This window comes from Acinetobacter sp. Marseille-Q1618 (assembly GCF_902809855.1).
In the GTDB taxonomy this organism is placed as follows: domain Bacteria; phylum Pseudomonadota; class Gammaproteobacteria; order Pseudomonadales; family Moraxellaceae; genus Acinetobacter.
This window is the reverse complement of record NZ_CADDWJ010000002.1, coordinates 448353-464599: the sequence shown is the minus strand read 5'-3', so window position 1 is coordinate 464599 and position 16247 is coordinate 448353. Positions and strand designations below refer to the sequence as shown.

Sequence of the window (16247 nt, the reverse complement as noted above, 5' to 3'; positions counted from 1 at the left end):
TTATGAAGATTGATTATTATCAAGTTTAGATTTTTTGAAAAACTTAGGTCGCCACTCACTCACAATTACCCCAAAAACCACCAGCAACCCGCCTAATAAAGCCAATACAGGCAGTCGTTCACCTGCTATACGACCAAACAATGCTGCCCACACAGGTTCACCAGCATAAATAATCGCAGCTTGTGAGGGATCAACCATCCGCTGCGCCCAATTCATCACCAATTGAATGCCTGCACTGGCACACCCTAATGCACATAACACCGCAAACAATTGCCAATGAAATGCTGGAAGTTGTTGTTCACCAACGAAGGGGGCGATGCTAAAACATAGTAGGGAAGCGAAAATTAATTGCAGCACAGTCACACGGTGGAGGTTGACTTGACCTGCAAAATAACCAATTAAAATGATTTCAAAAGCAATAGCAATTGAACTGAGCAGGGTAATGATTTGCCCAAAATGCAGTTGAATGGCACCAAAACCATTTCCTGTTAAAAAGACTAAACCAAAAAATGCTAAGAGTGCACCTAACCATGTCATCACATGAGGTGTTTTTTTGAAAATTAGCCACACTAAAATAGGTACTAAAGGGACATATAGTGCAGTTAAAAATGCTGATTCACTGCTACTGATCGTTTTTAAACCTATGGTCTGCAAACCATAACCCAATGCAATCACGGCACCAATACAAAAACCTGCAAATACATCTTTAGGACTAAAATCTTTTAAATATTTCCATGACACGACTATTACTGCAATGGCTGCTGCTGCAAAACGCAATGCAACAAATAGAATTGGACTACTAAAATTTAAGCCATATTGCACAGTAATAAAACTACCACCCCAAATGACAGTAATCAAAATTAAAGCCAGTTGAGGGGTTTTGTTGGAAAGGAGAGAGCTAAACATAGTAAAGTGAAGAACTTAATAAGGCGGTAGTCTAACACGCTATTTTTCATAATAAGATAAACTGGATAGTAAAAAAGAATAATCAAAGTCTTAAAAAATCAGTATAATCTCTCACAAATAATATGACGTATTAAAAAAACAAATTGAGGTATAAATAAATGGAAGCGTTTGCTTGGTATTTCCAGTATTTTTCGATTTTTGGTGTAGGCATTCATGTACTGATTGCCGTATTTTTTGCTATACATGCACTACGTAATGGTCAGCCGTTTTTTTGGTTGTGGATTTTGTTCATTTTTCCATTTTTAGGCAGTGTAGTATATTTTATTGCAGTTTATTTACCACAATCACGCATGCCTTACCAAGCCAATGCAATTGGTAAAAAAGCAATCCATATTTTACAGCCAAACCGTGAACTGAACAAAGCAAAGGAACGTTATGAAAATATCCCGAGTGTTGAAAATGCTGTCCGTTATGCAGAATATCTGATCAGTATGGATCAGGCGAATGAAGCCATTGTAATTTTGAAACAGAAATTTAATTCTTTGGTGGAAAATGATCCAGCATTTTTACAGCAATTGGCTACAGCTTATTTACAAGATTTTCAAATAGAGCAAGCACTTGAGTTAACAAATAGAATTAAGCAAATTGATCCGAATTATAAAGTTGAACAAATTGCACTTATTCGTGCTTTGAGTTTCCATCAATTAAATCAAGAAGCAGCAGCAAAACAAGAGTTTTTAGTTGCAACACGTTCACAGGATATTGAGCATTTAGCTGAATATGCACTTTGGGCGATTCAGACCAATCAAGTAGAATTGGCACAACAAATTCGTGCAGATATGCAAAAAAAGTGGACAATTGGAACAAAATACTCTCGCCAATTGCATAAACCGATTTTTAAACAAGTCGATAAGGCATTGAAGGATATGGGTAAAAAAGCAGCCTAATTGCCAATAAAAAAGAGGTCATCTAGACCTCTTTTTCGTCATCAACAATTATAAGGCTTGTTCATCCAGTAACAGCTGAGCTTCACGCAGGTTTAAAGTACCTTCATAAATGGCACGACCCGTGATCGCACCTAAAATTCCTGGTTGACCTTTAAGATTACGCACGTCGTCAAGATTGGTCACACCACCAGAAGCAATCACAGGTAAACCCGAGTAAGTTGCAAGATTTACTGTTTGTTCAACATTTACACCTTGCATCATGCCATCACGTGCGATGTCAGTATAAACAATGCTTGAAACACCAGCGTCTGCAAAACGTTTTGCTAAATCAGTGGCTTTAACATCCGTCACATTTGCCCAACCATCCGTTGCCACCATACCATTCATGGCATCAATTCCGACAATGATATGACCTGCAAATTTCTTACACGCTTCTTCAACAAACTCAGGCTCTTTTACTGCTTTTGTGCCAATAATCACAAAAGTCACACCTGCATCCAAATAATGCTCAATAGTTTCCAAAGAACGGATACCACCACCAATTTGAATCGGCAATTCAGGTTGAGCTTTTGCAATCGCTTCCACCACAGGTTTATGAATCGGTGTACCTGCGAAAGCACCATTTAAATCAACCAAATGCAAACGACGTGCGCCTTCATTTACCCAATGTTGTGCAGTTGCCACTGGATCATCAGAAAATACCGTATCGTCTTCCATACGCCCTTGTTTTAAACGGACACATTTACCATCTTTCAGGTCAATTGCAGGGATGATCAGCATGCTTTCGCTCCTTGCCTAATCTCATCAAAATTTATTGTGGCTCATCTTAGCAAAGTCTTGATCATTTTCTAAGTGATAGTTTTAGCTTTTATTTGAATGAGTTTTTAATTTTAACACCGTTTTTGCAATGGATTCGGGCAGTAGATCTAAATGACGCAATTCATCAAAAATTAACACAGGTGCATAAGCATCGGCTGCGGCATACTGCATTTGTGCTTGGGTTAGGTTTTTTCGAGCCCAATTTGAGGTGCTGATAGTTTTACTCTTCGGAAAATTAACTTTAAATAATAATGCCATTGCGTTTTTAATTCCGACAGGATTGCTAAAACCGAAGCGAGAAAAGCATTTGGAGAGTTCAATGATATTATTGAGTTCAATGTCTTTTTTACGAAATAAATGAGCATCATTTTTAAGACCAAAACCAACTTTGATCTGATCATGACTTTCAAAAATAGGTTTTAAGAAATTTAAAATTTCATCTGAAACCTGAAATAAATAAGCTTTTTCAAAAGTTGCCAGTTGAACCAAATGTGGACCTGTTTGTACATCAGTCTTATTAAAAGTTGGTTTAGACTCGCTATCAAAACCTAAAATTGGGGCAATTTTTAATTCATTTTCAATCGCATCGCATTGTTGCAATGTTTTGATGAGTAGAATATTTTCAATGCTAAGATTTTGAAAATAAGGAAAAGTCTGAATTTGTTCTTTGCTTGGTAAAAGCGTTACTGATTCGTCCACAATGATATTCATTTAAGCGTGATATACTCTTATAGCAAATTTTGATTCACTATTGAATGCTAAAACGGTGAGACGAGGAGAATACAATGAATAATAAGGATGATGATCTCAGCGCATTTATTGATGGCGCAAAACGAGTTAAACAGTTGATTAAAGATCAGAATATTAAACAAGCTGATATTGTTAATGCCTTAAAAGTATCTAAGGGTACGGTGAGTAATTGGTTGCAAGGTTCAACCACACCTAATGCACAAAGTTTGATTGAATTGGCTAAGTTTTTAGGCGTGACTGAGCGTTGGATTTTGGAAGGCAAAGAGCAAAAATCAAATTCATCATCCGCATCAACAGCGACACCGAACGCTTCAGGCACAGATCTAAAACATGCTTCAGTGGAGCAATTGATGAATGAGTTAAAATCTCGATATGCAGAACTGAATTTAAAAGCTGAAATAAAAATCAATGTAGAGCCAATAGATGGTGGATTTGTGACCCAAACTGAGCATTCTAAATAAGCCCAGATAAGGGCTTATTTTTTCATTCAAAGAGGGTTTATAAAGATAAACTCAGTATACCTAAAAGTGCATTACTAAAAAGAACCAGTATGATGACAAGTAACAGAATAAAAATTACGGCTAAAACAGATTCCCATGTTTGAGTTGCTCGTGGTATACCATATTTATTATCACCCTCAGTTCCCGGCATACATACTAAAAATATAAAAAATAACAGATTTACAAATGGAATAAGCTCAAGGAATGCAAGCCAAGCTGTGAGATTTATATCGTGTAAGCGTTTGATACTAAATAGTAAGATAAAGGTAAAGAAAATAATATTGGGTATAATAAACACAGCTTGTACTATAAATGAATTTGCATTTCTGAATATTGCATCAATAGTATTCGGCATGAAGCTGATGAAAATAAGTCCCATTAATAAATTAGTGATTAAAAGTAAGCAATTCCAACCTAAAAATGTTAAACGATTAAAACGACCTTGTAGACTAAGAACAGGTGGTTGTATGGCATTTTGCGACATGAATTGACCTAATTATAAAAATAAAATTACTAAGGATTTTTATATCAATTGATTAAAATTAAGCCATTATTTCATAAGTGTATAAATAAAAAAATCAAGCCAAGTGTATTGGCTTGATTTGGATATTGGACTAAATAGAAAATAAATCTTGAAATTTTATTCTGAATATTCAGAAGACTGTTGCATTTGTTCCATCTGCATTTGCAGCATTTGCGCATTTTTTACATAGCTTTGATAAGCAGGAATAGCAACCGCAACACTTAAAATCAGACTAAGCGGAATCATCACCACATAAATCCAACCTAAAACTTTTTCCCAACCACGGGTTATACGAGGCGCACCATAAGTATTCACGCCTTCATCGCCTTTTGCACAGGAAATATAAATCCAAAAAAACAGCCCAACCAATGGAATTAAAAATACCAATGAAAGCCAACCTGTTTTATTCAAATCATGCAAACGGCGTATTGCAAAAATATAAGTGAAATAAATCAGAATGATATAAATGATAATGATTGGTATAAAAAAGCCGAGAGATGGACTTGTGCCAGATGACATGCTCGCCATTATATTCGGTACGATGAATGCAGCAAGCACACCACAAAACATCAAGAAGAATCCAAGTAACATATTCCATGCAAGATAGGATAAACGCCCAAAGCGTCCATTTGCACTCAGACCAGAGTCGCTAGATTGAATATTATTATTCATTTTATTTACTCAAAGAAATGGATAGAAAATCTATTTATTAAAATTTAAACATATGTTGTATTTTAAATTTGATTGAATAATAAACAAAAAAGACAGAAAATCAAATTAAGTTTTAAGTTTTATTGCTGAATGATCGCAACTGAGTCACATCGGATGGACTCAGTTGCACGTAGAAAAATAGTTTAAATGTCCCATTCCACAAAGTTTTTTAACAATTGTAGACCTGCGGTGTGACTTTTTTCAGGATGGAATTGCGTGGCAAACAAATTTTCTTTATGAATTGCTGTGCAAAATTGCAAACCATAATCACAAGTTGCAGCAACCAAACTTTGATCTTTAGGTTCAACATAATAACTATGCACAAAATAAAAACGTGCATCTTGTTCAATGTCTTTCCACATCGGATGGCTTGGATCGGCTTGATGCACTTGATTCCAACCCATATGCGGTACTTTTATACTGTCAATGTTTGGAAAATGTTTCACCGTACCTTCAAAAATACCGAGTGCCTCAGTGCCACCATTTTCTTCAGAAGACTCAAGTAAAGCTTGCATGCCGACACAAATCGCTAAAACAGGTTTATTAAAAGCAGCCTGACGTACTACCTCATCAATCCCTGCTTCACGCATACCCTGCATACAGTCACGCATGGCACCCACACCAGGAAATACGATTTTATCCGCTTGCGCAATCAATTTAGGATCATTGGTTACATCAACTGTTGCACCGACATGTTCAAGTGCTTTGGCTGCTGAGTGAAGATTTCCCATGCCATAGTCAAGAAGGGCAATACGGGTCATTACAATGTTCCTTTCGTAGACGCAACTTTATCTTCAGCGCGTGGGTCAACTTCACATGCCATACGTAGCGCACGTGCAAATGCTTTAAACACACTTTCAATTTGGTGGTGGCTATTTTTACCCTTTAAATTGTCAATGTGTAGCGTCATGAGCGCATGATTGACAAAGCCTTGGAAAAACTCTGAGAATAAATCCACATCAAATGTTCCAATGCGTGCACGTGTAAATGGGATATCCATCCACAATCCTGGACGACCAGACAAATCTACAACAACACGACTTAAAGATTCATCAAGTGGTGCATAAAAATGACCATAGCGTTTTAAGCCTTTCTTGTCGCCCAACGCTTGTGCAAAAGCCTGACCTAAAGTGATTCCGCAGTCTTCTACGGTGTGGTGATCATCGATTTCTAAGTCACCATCACAATGAATATCAATGTCAAATAGTCCATGACGCTTGATTTGATCAATCATATGGTCTAAAAATGGAACACCTGTATTGAGCGTGCCTTGACCTGTACCATCAAGATTCACTCGAACTCGAATTTTGGTTTCGTTGGTGTTTCTTACCACTTCACTGATACGTTGTGCCATAGACACGTTCCTCAAAAAACGTCAAAAATTAAAAGTTTGATGTAAAAGATGTTTCGCTGTGACGAAAGTGACAGCATATTAGATTGCTCAGGAGGGTTAATCAATGCCTATAAACGTACATACTAAAACTTCGTTAGATTCTGAAGAAGTTCGTGATCAAATTGAGCGACTTTACGATACCAGTCCAGAATTTGCCGATGGTAAAGATGCGATTGAACAACTAGAGCAAAATCTCACTCAGTATACCCTACTTTACGTTGCAGAATTTAACACAAAAATTATTGGTGCAATTTGGGTAACGGGTCAAGGTGAAAGTAAGACTTTAGAAAATATTGTCGTACATCCAGCAAACCGTGGACGCGGTGTAGCAGAACGACTTGTCACAGAAGTATGTCGTATGGAAGAAGAAAAAGGCGTGAAAAAATTTGAGCCAGGCTGTGGTGCAATTCACCGTTGTTTAGCACATTTAGACAAGCTCTAAATTCTGTGCTCACCCTCAAAGCAGCCTTGTGGCTGCTTTTTATTATTTTAATCCTAAAAAATAGTCACATTGCTGTAAAAATAGACTATTGAAATATTTTATGCATTCAATGCTTGACGACAATTACTTTAAATTGTTTAATACGCCCCATCGGCGTGATAGCTCAGTCGGTAGAGCAACGGATTGAAAATCCGTGTGTCCCCAGTTCGATCCTGGGTCTCGCCACCATATTTTAAAAACCGTATTTTACGATTTCAATCTCTGATCCCATCAGAGATTTTTTTTGGGTAAAATTTACCCGAATGAATAAAAAATTAATGATTTATATTGACTAATTTATTCAGATACGGCTTAATACACCCCATCGGCGTGATAGCTCAGTCGGTAGAGCAACGGATTGAAAATCCGTGTGTCCCCAGTTCGATCCTGGGTCTCGCCACCATATTTAAAAAGCCCCAAATATTAATTTGGGGCTTTTTTTATCTTATATTTAATTTTTGATCAGCTTTTTAGTGTTCAAGTTTTCAATGAATGAGACACCAAAGAGCCTATACAATCGAGTTTATTGTCAGACAAAATGGTTTGTATCCAGTGTAATAATCGGTATATTGGTAAATAAACGAGAGCTGCGTTGCATAATTTTAAAAAATGAAAGATTTATTTTCGACAGGAAGTCAGCTTTATCAACAGGCTAGACCAAGTTATCCACAAGAAGTATTACAAGAAATACTTAAACATGTCACTATCAAAAATTTTGCTTGGGATGTGGGGGCAGGGTCAGGGCAATTTACTCAATTATTAGCCCCTTACTTTGACCATATCGTTGCAACAGACATTAGTGCTAATCAGTTACAACTTGCCCCTTATTTTGAAAATGTCAGTTATCAAGTACAGACAGCAGAAGAAACAGCATTTACAGATAAAAGCTTTGACTTAATTACGGTTGCGCAAGCAATTCATTGGTTTAATTTTGAAGCTTTTTATCAAGAAGTTTATCGAACATTAAAACCGAATGGTGTCTTTGCTGTGATCGGTTATGGCATGATTCACGTGGAACACGCTGCAATCAACCAGTTGATCCAAAGCTTGTATTTTGAAACACTTAAAAGCTATTGGGATGCTGAACGTCATTATATTGATGAGAAATATACGACTATCCCTTTTCCTTTTGAGGAGATCTCTGTAGAGCCCTTAAAAATGCAATATGAATGGACTGCCGCACAGTTATTAAAATATCTATCAACGTGGTCAGCAGTGAAGCATTATCAAGATAAAAATCAAAGGAGTCCTTTGGTTGAGCTGGCAGAAAGTTTGAGTGAGCAACAGACAGCGTTAAAGATCGAATTTCCAATTTTATTACGTTTAGGTCATCTACAAACAAAGGCATCTAAAAAGAATAAGAAAATTTTAGGCATTCTCTAAAAACGCTAATCTTGGATCAGACGTTTCCCTAAACAAATCACTTCAAGCTCTTCATAGCCGAGTTGTTCATAGAAACTTTGTACATCAATATTTTCTTTATGAATCAAAAGTTGTAATTTCGGGCAACCAATCGCAATCAAGCGTTTTTCGAGTTGTTGTAACAGTGCTGTGGCAACGCCGTTGCGTTGATAATGTGGATGTACTGCCAAATAGTTTACCCAGCCACGATGCCCATCATAGCCACCCATAACCGTGGCAATAAGCTGTTCATCTTTTACTGCCAATAAAAATAAACCATCTTTTTGAGCAATCTTACGAAAAATATCAATTTCAGGATTATTCCATGGGCGGGTTAAATCACACTCTTCCCAAAGCGTAATAATATCTTCTAAATCAGTGTCGATGTATTGTCGAATGATAAACATAATGCTGTTGTTTCTCTTATTTTCATTGTGTTTATCAAAGATTAATATAATTTTTAGGCTTTGATAAGTTTATTTTAAAGTCATCAAAATAAAAAACGCCCGTTAGGGCGTTTCTTCTTTCTATATAAGATTTAAAATCTTATGCAGATTTTTTAGCTGTATCTTGTGCAGCCAACATGTGACCATTTTCTTCAAAGTTAGAGTGCCAAGAAAGTGCTTCACGAAGAATGTGTGGTGTATGACCGCCTTTTTCACATGCACGATCAAAGTAGTCATTCAATGCATCACGGTACATTGGGTGAGCACAGTTGTCGATGATTGCACGTGCACGCTCACGTGGCGCTAGACCACGTAAGTCTGCAAGACCTTGTTCAGTCACAAGGATATCAACGTCATGTTCAGCATGGTCAATGTGTGAAGCAAATGGAACAACAGAAGAAATATCGCCACCTTTGGCAATAGATTTAGTTACGAAGATTGCAAGGTGAGCATTACGTGCGAAGTCACCTGAACCACCGATACCATTCATCATTTTGGTACCGCAAACATGCGTTGAGTTGACATTACCATAAATATCAAACTCAAGTGCAGTATTGATACCGATAATCCCTAAACGACGCACCAATTCAGGATGGTTTGAGATTTCTTGTGGACGTAATACAAGTTTATCTTTGTATTGTTCAAGGTTATTAAATACTTTTTCGCCATATTTAGCAGAAAGAGTAATTGAAGAACCTGATGCAAATTTCATTTTGCCTGCGTCGATCAATTCGAAAGTACAGTCTTGGAGTACTTCTGAATACATCACTAAGTCTTCAAAGTTAGAGTCTTTTAGACCTGTTAATACCGCGTTAGCAATAGAACCGATCCCAGCTTGTAAAGGACCAAGATCTTTCGGTAAACGACCTGCTTCAACTTCATTTTCAAAGAATGCGATCAAGTGATTTGCAATGCCTTGCGTTTCATCATCAGGTTGTGTCACTGTTGATGGAGAATCATGCAATTCACTGTTAATTACGATACCCACAATTTTAGCTGGGTCGATGTTGATCGCAGGCGTACCGATACGTTGGTCAACATGTGTCAATGGAATTGGTTGACGTGTTGGACGATAACTTGGGATATAAATATCGTGTAAGCCTTCAAATGCAGGGCTTAAGTTTGTATTGATTTCAACAATGACTTTTTCAGCAAAAATTGCAAAGCTTGCAGAGTTACCTACAGATGTCGTTGGGATGATGCCGCCATCTTCAGTGATTGCAACAGCTTCGATCACAGCAACATCAGGTTTGCTGAGTTGCAGATTACGCATTTGTTCAACTGTTTCAGACAAATGCTGGTCGATAAACATGACTTCGCCTTTGTTGATCGCTTTACGTAATGTGTTATCAACTTGGAATGGCAAACGACGTGCAAGTACACCTGCTTCAGTCAATTGTTTGTCAAGATCATTACCCAGGCTTGCACCAGTAATCAATGTGATTTTCAATGGATTAGCTTGTGCTTGTTTCACTAAAGCCAAAGGAACCGCTTTCGCCTCACCTGCACGAGTAAAACCACTCATGCCCACAGTCATGCCATCTTGGATAAAGGTAGCAGCTTGTTCTGCGCTCATCACTTTGTTGTGTAGTGATGCTAAACGAATACGATCTAAAGACATGGTTTACGCTCAATTCTTGTTCAAAACTAGACGGATTGTACCGCCCAAAAACTAAATTGTGCATGCCTCTAATGCTAAGGTCTAATTTTTTCACTAAATGTAGGTATAAAATTCTGTGATGATTTTTAAGCTATTATTTCATAAGGAAATAATAGCTGCTGTTTGTAAAATAAACAAAGTTGAATGTTTGATTATTGAGCAATAGTTAAAAACGATCACTCAAACTTTGTTTAATTTTTTGAATCGGATTGGAATTTAGATTTTCTTCAGAATCAGGCGTTGTAAGCGGAAGAGAAATAATGGCCTGTAAACCGCCTTCAGAACGATTGTGAATATTCAGCTCACCTTGGTGAATATCGACAATTCGTTTCACAATCGCCAGTCCCAAGCCACTGCCTTGAACGGTTCGAGCCGCATTGCCACGCACGAAAGGTTGCATCAAGTCTTGAATCTGATCTTCTGGAATCCCTTCACCATGATCTGAAACACTGATTTTAATATGTTCATCTTCAATATACGCTGCCAGTTCGATCGGCTCTGCGCCGTAACGTTTCGAGTTGTTGATGAGGTTGCCAATCAGACGTTTTAACGATAATGAGCGCGCAGAAATGATCGGAATTTCATGCGGAGTAAAACGAATATCTAAGGGTTTAAACTGAATGACTAATTCTTGAAGCAAGCTGTTAATGTCAGTATCTTGCAACTCCTCATCTGAACCATCTCGCATATACGAAATAAATTGATTCAAAATGGCATCCATATCATCGACATCGTAAATCAAACCTTCTTTTAAAAAGTCATCATCGGGCATCATTTCCGCACTGAGTCGAATACGGGTTAGCGGTGTGCGTAAATCATGTGAGATACCCGCAAGCATAATCTGACGATCTCGTTCGGTTTGTTCAAGCGTATAAATCATATGATTAAATGCTTGGTTTACCTCACGAATTTCCTGTGGGCCATGATTGGTTTCTAAATACGGTGCTTTGCCCACCTTACTATAAGTGTTGGCAGCATTTTGCAGACGAAGTAGGGGGCGATTTAATTGGCGAACCAAAGTTAAAATAATTGCCGCAGCAATGAGTGGAACACCTAATAACCAACCTAAAATCAGCTCAGGACTATAATTGGCATAGGTTTTTAAAGGCTCACGCACCCAGTTACCATTCATTTCAGGAGTTTGTACCCAAATACGTGGACTCGGTTTGAATTGGAAATAAACAGTTACATCTTTAATGTTTAGCTCTTGGGCAAGCTGATGTTCAATGCGATTGGTAAAGAAATCAGCAATAATTTTGTCTTTGACATTGGGGTATTCTTTGGGATCGGTAACATATTCCACACCGACACGCTGTTTCAGCCATTCATCAGTATCGAGTTGTACTTCATCATGATAAATTTGCAAGCGTGGGTTATTTACCATTTCCAACTCAACCGCAAGAAAACGTGCATGTTGTTGAATTTCAGGTAAATACAAAGTCTTCCAAAAGAACCACAAAGACATAAATAAACTAAACAACACCACAAAAACCACCAAGACCGTGGTACGCATTGCTGCGGAACGAGGTTTGATTTTGTCAAGGAAACGCTCCCAAGGCGTACGTTTCTTCTCTTGGTAGGCAGAAAACTCAGAAAAGGCTTGTGGATCGATCGGGTCTAATTTCACAGTGGCGTTCCAATGCTGTGCAATATCTTGATTGATTTCAGTTTAATGGACGTGACATATATATCAACATTAAATATGTTTGTTTGTCTAAATCAGTTATGAATTGAGTAGCTCTGAGTCGATATATTGCAATGATTTAAGAGAATGTTGAATGATATTAAGTACTTTGATAAATATAAATAAGAGCAATTGCTATTTTTAAATTTAAAAACTATAAACAAAAAATACTGGCAACCCTTAATATTGAAAGGATTACCAGCATTTTGATTCATGCAGATGAATCAGCGTGAATTATTCCGCACCGTCTGGAACAAAGACATAACCGACACCCCAAACTGTTTGAATGTAGCGTGCACGTGCAGGATTTTCCTCAATCAAACGGCGTAGACGAGAAACTTGAACATCAATTGAACGTTCCATTGCCCCCCATTCACGACCACGAGCAAGATTCATCAGTTTGTCACGTGTGAGTGGTTCACGTGGATGCTGTACCAATGCCTTCAGTACGGCAAACTCACCAGTAGTTAATGTCACCACTTGACCTTCACGGGTCAAGGTACGAGTAGAAAGATCGAGTGACCAAGGACCAAATGATACCACCTCAACATTTTGGCTTGGTGCACCTGGCACTTCACGGACTTGGCGACGCAGTACTGCACGAATACGTGCCAATAACTCATTTGGATTAAATGGTTTTGGTAAATAATCATCCGCACCTGCTTCTAAGCCAGCAATACGATCAGAATCGCTACCACGTGCTGTAAGCATAATGATTGGTGTGTCAATGTTAGATTGGCGTAAACGACGACAGATACTTAAACCATCTTCTACAGGAAGCATAAAATCTAAAACGATCAGTGAAAATAACTCACGTTGTAATAGACGATCCATTTGAGTGGCATCGTGGGCTGTTTTCACCACAAAACCTTTATCTTCCAAAAAGCGCTGCAAAAGGGTACGTAAACGCACATCATCATCGACAACTAAAATGCGTTCGACTCGGTCAGTTTCGCCTTGTACGACATCTGTATTTTCAGCAGGTACTACCAAACTCATGATGCACTCCCTTAATCTTGTAAATTATAAATATTCGTATCTCAGTATAATGCCTAAGTTCTTGTTAAGACTATGTATCAATTTGCTCAAAATTACAATTTAAAGCCTGATTTGAAACCAAATAACAACATCTATGAAGCATTGACGTTTCATTTGTTGATCAGTGAAAAGTAACGAATAAGCAAATGAAACTTCAAAACTTTAAATAATTGGTTTCAACATGTTATACCTTAAAATAAAAGTAGGGATTGAAAGACATATATTTTACATGTGTATTGTTACAAAGCATTTTAAAAGCAGCCAATATCCGCTAAAAGTCAGATATCTTTCACCTTTATACAACCTAAAAGCTTACTGAGTTTTAGTTTAAATGGTGATGAAATGCTGATTTTTCAAGGATGAATTGTGTGAGTAAGTCGACTAAAAACAGCTAAAAAATAACTTTTATCATTTTTTTCATTAGAAATTTGCAAAACAATTGTGGATTTTATGGTCTTGGTCTTTATAATCACTAACTTTTAGTCCTTATCCTTGTGGAATTAAACACGATGACTGACGTAGTTCAGCAGTTGGCAAGCGAGCTTGCCGTACGTCCAAACCAAGTAGAAGCTGCCATTCAACTGATTGATGAAGGTGCCAGTGTTCCATTTATCGCACGTTACCGTAAAGAAGTGACGCAAGGCTTAGACGACACGCAGTTACGTCAGCTCGACACTCGCCTAACGTATTTACGTGATTTATATGAACGCCGTGACAAGGTAATTGAATCACTCAAAGAACAAGATAAACTTTCTGATGACTTACTTGCACGTGTGAACGCTGCAGAAACAAAAAATGCATTAGAAGAAATTTATGCACCGTACCGTCCAAAACGTACCAGCAAATCATTTAAAGCCAAAGAAGCAGGCTTAGGTCCGATTGCTGAAAAAATTCTCAGTGAAAATGTTGACCCTACAGAAGCACTTGCTGGCTTTAGTCATGACGATTATGCAGATGTGGAGAGCCAACTGGATGCGATTCAACACATTATCATTGATGAATGGGCGCAAAATATTCCACTTACCACTGAACTCAAAGCAACATTTGCAAAAACTGCTGTATTAAAAAGTTTGGTTGCAAGTGATGAGAAAAAAGAAGTGGGTAAAAAATTCCGCGATTACTTCGATTTCTCAGAAAATTTAAACAAAGTTCCTTCACATCGTTTATTGGCGATGTTACGTGGTCGTCAAGAAAACGTACTAGGTTTAAAAGTCGATGGTCAAGATGATGCGCCATTGGCACGTATCGAAACAGAATATAATCTTGAAACTGTACAACCACAGTCTCGCCAAGATTTCTTAAAACAAACTGCAAAATTATTCTGGCTTGGTAAAGTGCGTCCAACCATTGAACATTCATTGTTAACAGAAAAACGCCTTGCTGCCGAAGCGGAAGCAATGGACGTATTTGCAGAAAACTTACGCCATTTGTTGCTTTCTGCGCCTGCAGGTTCACGTACAACGCTTGGGGTCGATCCTGGTATTCGTACAGGTGTCAAACTGGCTGTGGTGAATGAATCAGGTGATGTTGTAGCACATAGTGTCATCTATCCATTCGCACCGAAAGAAGACAAAGAAGGCTCTATCGCAGAACTTGCACGTCTTTGCCGTGAGTTTAATGTTGATTTGATCGCAATTGGTAATGGTACTGCAAGCCGTGAAACGGAAGCTGTAATTGCTGAAATGATGGCTGCAAATACAGACTTGAAATTAACTCGTGTAACAGTTTCTGAAGCAGGTGCATCAGTATATTCAGCGTCTGAATTGGCATCAAATGAATTGCCTGAGCTAGATGTCTCGATTCGTGGTGCTGTGTCGATTGCACGTCGTTTACAAGACCCATTAGCAGAACTTGTAAAAATTGACCCAAAATCTATTGGTGTAGGTCAGTATCAACACGATGTTAACCAAACAGGTTTGGCAAAAACGCTTGAAGCAGTGGTCGAAGACTGTGTGAACTCAGTGGGTGTGGATGTCAATACAGCATCTGCGGCAATCTTGGGTTATATTGCAGGTTTAAACAAAGCCATTGCGCAGCAAATCGTAGAATTCCGTAAGGAAAATGGTCGTTTTGACAACCGTCAAGCATTGAAAAATGTACCTCGTTTAGGTGAGCGTACTTTTGAACAAGCGGCAGGTTTCTTGCGCATCCAAGACGGTTCTGAGCCACTGGACGCATCGGCTGTGCATCCTGAGTCTTATGGTTTGGTCAATAAAATCGCTGAAGCAAAAGCAACAACAGTGAAAGATATTATTGGCAATACTGAAATTATTCGCCAAGTCAAAGCAGAAGATTTTGCGGATGATAAATTTGGTTTACCGACCATTCAAGATGTTTTGAGTGAGCTTGAAAAACCGGGTCGTGATCCGCGTCCTGAGTTCCGTACAGCAAAATTCCGTGAAGACATCACAGAGGTTGCACAACTTGCAGAAGGTATGCAACTTGAAGGTGTGATTACCAATGTCACCAACTTTGGTGCATTCGTAGATGTGGGTGTGCATCAGGACGGCTTAGTGCATATCTCTGAACTTGCCAATGAATTTGTTTCTGATCCGCATAAAGTGGTACGTCCGGGACAAATCGTACAAGTGCGTGTATTAACGGTAGATGCTGAGCGTAATCGTGTGAACTTATCGATGCGCCCTGAAGGTTCAGAAGCTCCTGCAAAAGTACCTCGTCAAAAACGTGAGTTTAACAATGCGAATGGTGAACAACGTGGCGAGCGTAAACTGCAAGGCAAACGCCCACAGGGTGATCGTCCGCATCATCGTCATGATCATAAAGACAAACCACGTCAAGACAAGAAGCCACAAGCTGCAAAACCACAAGAGAATAAAATCGGTGGTTTAGGTGCATTGTTGTTACAAGCAGGGATTAAAGGTTCAAAATAATCTTTGATCTTGTGAAATAAGAAACCGCCGCAAGGCGGTTTTTTATTGTTTAATCGAAAAATAGTTTTACTATAGCTATGCAAAAAAATAATAAATA

At 38.3% G+C, this 16247-nt stretch carries 16 protein-coding genes and 2 tRNA genes; 7 read left to right on the top strand and 11 right to left on the bottom strand.

Features of this window, described 5'->3' with window-relative positions:
* A complete protein-coding gene (locus HUS24_RS09440) occupies positions 1-906 on the bottom strand; it encodes a DMT family transporter (protein ID WP_173911797.1) in 906 nt (301 codons plus the stop codon).
* 158 nt (positions 907-1064) lie between these two features.
* On the opposite strand from HUS24_RS09440, the gene HUS24_RS09435 reads away from it, so the two are divergent.
* Positions 1065-1853, top strand: coding sequence for a hypothetical protein (locus HUS24_RS09435; RefSeq protein WP_173911796.1), 789 nt, complete (start codon positions 1065-1067; stop codon positions 1851-1853).
* Between the two features lie 48 nt (positions 1854-1901).
* Here the strand turns inward: HUS24_RS09435 and hisA are convergent, their stop codons facing one another.
* Positions 1902-2633 carry a 1-(5-phosphoribosyl)-5-[(5-phosphoribosylamino)methylideneamino]imidazole-4-carboxamide isomerase gene (hisA, locus tag HUS24_RS09430; protein WP_173911795.1) on the bottom strand — a complete coding sequence of 244 codons (732 nt, stop codon included), beginning with the start codon at positions 2631-2633 and terminating at the stop codon, positions 1902-1904.
* A gap of 81 nt (positions 2634-2714) precedes the next feature.
* Complete coding sequence (locus HUS24_RS09425; protein WP_173911794.1) at positions 2715-3383, bottom strand: 3'-5' exonuclease; 669 nt, start codon at positions 3381-3383, stop codon at positions 2715-2717.
* 74 nt (positions 3384-3457) lie between these two features.
* Here HUS24_RS09425 and HUS24_RS09420 point away from each other — a divergent pair, with 74 nt between their 5' ends.
* Positions 3458-3883 carry a helix-turn-helix domain-containing protein gene (locus HUS24_RS09420; RefSeq protein ID WP_173911793.1) on the top strand — a complete coding sequence of 142 codons (426 nt, stop codon included), beginning with the start codon at positions 3458-3460 and terminating at the stop codon, positions 3881-3883.
* Positions 3884-3920: 37 nt separating this feature from the next.
* Here HUS24_RS09420 and HUS24_RS09415 read toward each other — a convergent pair whose 3' ends face one another.
* The 4 genes from HUS24_RS09415 to hisB form a co-directional block, all read right to left on the bottom strand.
* Positions 3921-4406 (bottom strand): DUF805 domain-containing protein, encoded by a 486-nt coding sequence (locus HUS24_RS09415; protein WP_173911792.1) that lies wholly within the window; start codon positions 4404-4406, stop codon positions 3921-3923.
* A gap of 156 nt (positions 4407-4562) precedes the next feature.
* Entirely contained in the window at positions 4563-5117 is a 555-nt protein-coding gene (locus HUS24_RS09410) for a DUF805 domain-containing protein (RefSeq protein ID WP_173911791.1), read from the bottom strand.
* A 182-nt stretch (positions 5118-5299) separates the two neighbouring features.
* Positions 5300-5917, bottom strand: coding sequence for an imidazole glycerol phosphate synthase subunit HisH (gene hisH, locus HUS24_RS09405; protein WP_173911790.1), 618 nt, complete (start codon positions 5915-5917; stop codon positions 5300-5302).
* Positions 5917-6510 (bottom strand): imidazoleglycerol-phosphate dehydratase HisB, encoded by a 594-nt coding sequence (gene hisB, locus HUS24_RS09400; RefSeq protein WP_173911789.1) that lies wholly within the window; start codon positions 6508-6510, stop codon positions 5917-5919. Before hisB ends, hisH begins: the two co-directional genes overlap by 1 nt.
* Positions 6511-6613: 103 nt before the next feature.
* Between hisB and HUS24_RS09395 the strand changes: the two genes are divergently transcribed.
* From HUS24_RS09395 to HUS24_RS09380, 4 genes are all read left to right on the top strand, one after another.
* Positions 6614-6991 (top strand): GNAT family N-acetyltransferase, encoded by a 378-nt coding sequence (locus HUS24_RS09395; RefSeq protein ID WP_173911788.1) that lies wholly within the window; start codon positions 6614-6616, stop codon positions 6989-6991.
* Between the two features lie 152 nt (positions 6992-7143).
* Positions 7144-7219 (top strand) — tRNA-Phe (locus HUS24_RS09390).
* A 138-nt stretch (positions 7220-7357) separates the two neighbouring features.
* Positions 7358-7433, top strand: a tRNA-Phe gene (locus HUS24_RS09385).
* Positions 7434-7639: 206 nt separating this feature from the next.
* The gene (locus tag HUS24_RS09380; protein ID WP_173911787.1) at positions 7640-8413 is read left to right on the top strand and encodes a class I SAM-dependent methyltransferase; all 774 of its coding nucleotides are present in this window, start codon (positions 7640-7642) and stop codon (positions 8411-8413) included.
* Between the two features lie 5 nt (positions 8414-8418).
* Here the strand turns inward: HUS24_RS09380 and HUS24_RS09375 are convergent, their stop codons facing one another.
* The 4 genes from HUS24_RS09375 to ompR form a co-directional block, all read right to left on the bottom strand.
* Positions 8419-8838, bottom strand: coding sequence for a GNAT family acetyltransferase (locus HUS24_RS09375; protein ID WP_173911786.1), 420 nt, complete (start codon positions 8836-8838; stop codon positions 8419-8421).
* A 139-nt stretch (positions 8839-8977) separates the two neighbouring features.
* Positions 8978-10498: an acetyl-CoA hydrolase/transferase family protein gene (locus HUS24_RS09370; RefSeq protein WP_173911785.1), complete on the bottom strand. Its 1521-nt coding sequence runs from the start codon at positions 10496-10498 to the stop codon at positions 8978-8980.
* 205 nt (positions 10499-10703) lie between these two features.
* Positions 10704-12164 carry an ATP-binding protein gene (locus HUS24_RS09365; protein WP_173911784.1) on the bottom strand — a complete coding sequence of 487 codons (1461 nt, stop codon included), beginning with the start codon at positions 12162-12164 and terminating at the stop codon, positions 10704-10706.
* A gap of 291 nt (positions 12165-12455) precedes the next feature.
* Positions 12456-13220, bottom strand: coding sequence for a two-component system response regulator OmpR (gene ompR / locus HUS24_RS09360; RefSeq protein WP_065993826.1), 765 nt, complete (start codon positions 13218-13220; stop codon positions 12456-12458).
* A 548-nt stretch (positions 13221-13768) separates the two neighbouring features.
* On the opposite strand from ompR, the gene HUS24_RS09355 reads away from it, so the two are divergent.
* Positions 13769-16150 carry a Tex family protein gene (locus HUS24_RS09355; protein WP_173911783.1) on the top strand — a complete coding sequence of 794 codons (2382 nt, stop codon included), beginning with the start codon at positions 13769-13771 and terminating at the stop codon, positions 16148-16150.
* The last annotated feature ends 97 nt before the right edge of the window (positions 16151-16247 follow it).

Bases quoted from the DNA above. Each gene is read 5' to 3' on its own strand.
- HUS24_RS09425 (WP_173911794.1), bottom strand. From the start codon at position 3,383: ATGAATATCATTGTGGACGAATCAGTAACGCTTTTACCAAGCAAAGAA.
- HUS24_RS09355 (WP_173911783.1), top strand. From the start codon at position 13,769: ATGACTGACGTAGTTCAGCAGTTGGCAAGCGAGCTTGCCGTACGTCCA.
- HUS24_RS09370 (WP_173911785.1), bottom strand. From the start codon at position 10,498: ATGTCTTTAGATCGTATTCGTTTAGCATCACTACACAACAAAGTGATG.
- ompR (WP_065993826.1), bottom strand. From the start codon at position 13,220: ATGAGTTTGGTAGTACCTGCTGAAAATACAGATGTCGTACAAGGCGAA.
- HUS24_RS09420 (WP_173911793.1), top strand. From the start codon at position 3,458: ATGAATAATAAGGATGATGATCTCAGCGCATTTATTGATGGCGCAAAA.
- HUS24_RS09435 (WP_173911796.1), top strand. From the start codon at position 1,065: ATGGAAGCGTTTGCTTGGTATTTCCAGTATTTTTCGATTTTTGGTGTA.
- HUS24_RS09415 (WP_173911792.1), bottom strand. From the start codon at position 4,406: ATGTCGCAAAATGCCATACAACCACCTGTTCTTAGTCTACAAGGTCGT.
- HUS24_RS09440 (WP_173911797.1), bottom strand. From the start codon at position 906: ATGTTTAGCTCTCTCCTTTCCAACAAAACCCCTCAACTGGCTTTAATT.
- hisA (WP_173911795.1), bottom strand. From the start codon at position 2,633: ATGCTGATCATCCCTGCAATTGACCTGAAAGATGGTAAATGTGTCCGT.
- hisH (WP_173911790.1), bottom strand. From the start codon at position 5,917: ATGACCCGTATTGCCCTTCTTGACTATGGCATGGGAAATCTTCACTCA.
- HUS24_RS09410 (WP_173911791.1), bottom strand. From the start codon at position 5,117: ATGAATAATAATATTCAATCTAGCGACTCTGGTCTGAGTGCAAATGGA.
- HUS24_RS09375 (WP_173911786.1), bottom strand. From the start codon at position 8,838: ATGTTTATCATTCGACAATACATCGACACTGATTTAGAAGATATTATT.
- hisB (WP_173911789.1), bottom strand. From the start codon at position 6,510: ATGGCACAACGTATCAGTGAAGTGGTAAGAAACACCAACGAAACCAAA.
- HUS24_RS09395 (WP_173911788.1), top strand. From the start codon at position 6,614: ATGCCTATAAACGTACATACTAAAACTTCGTTAGATTCTGAAGAAGTT.
- HUS24_RS09380 (WP_173911787.1), top strand. From the start codon at position 7,640: ATGAAAGATTTATTTTCGACAGGAAGTCAGCTTTATCAACAGGCTAGA.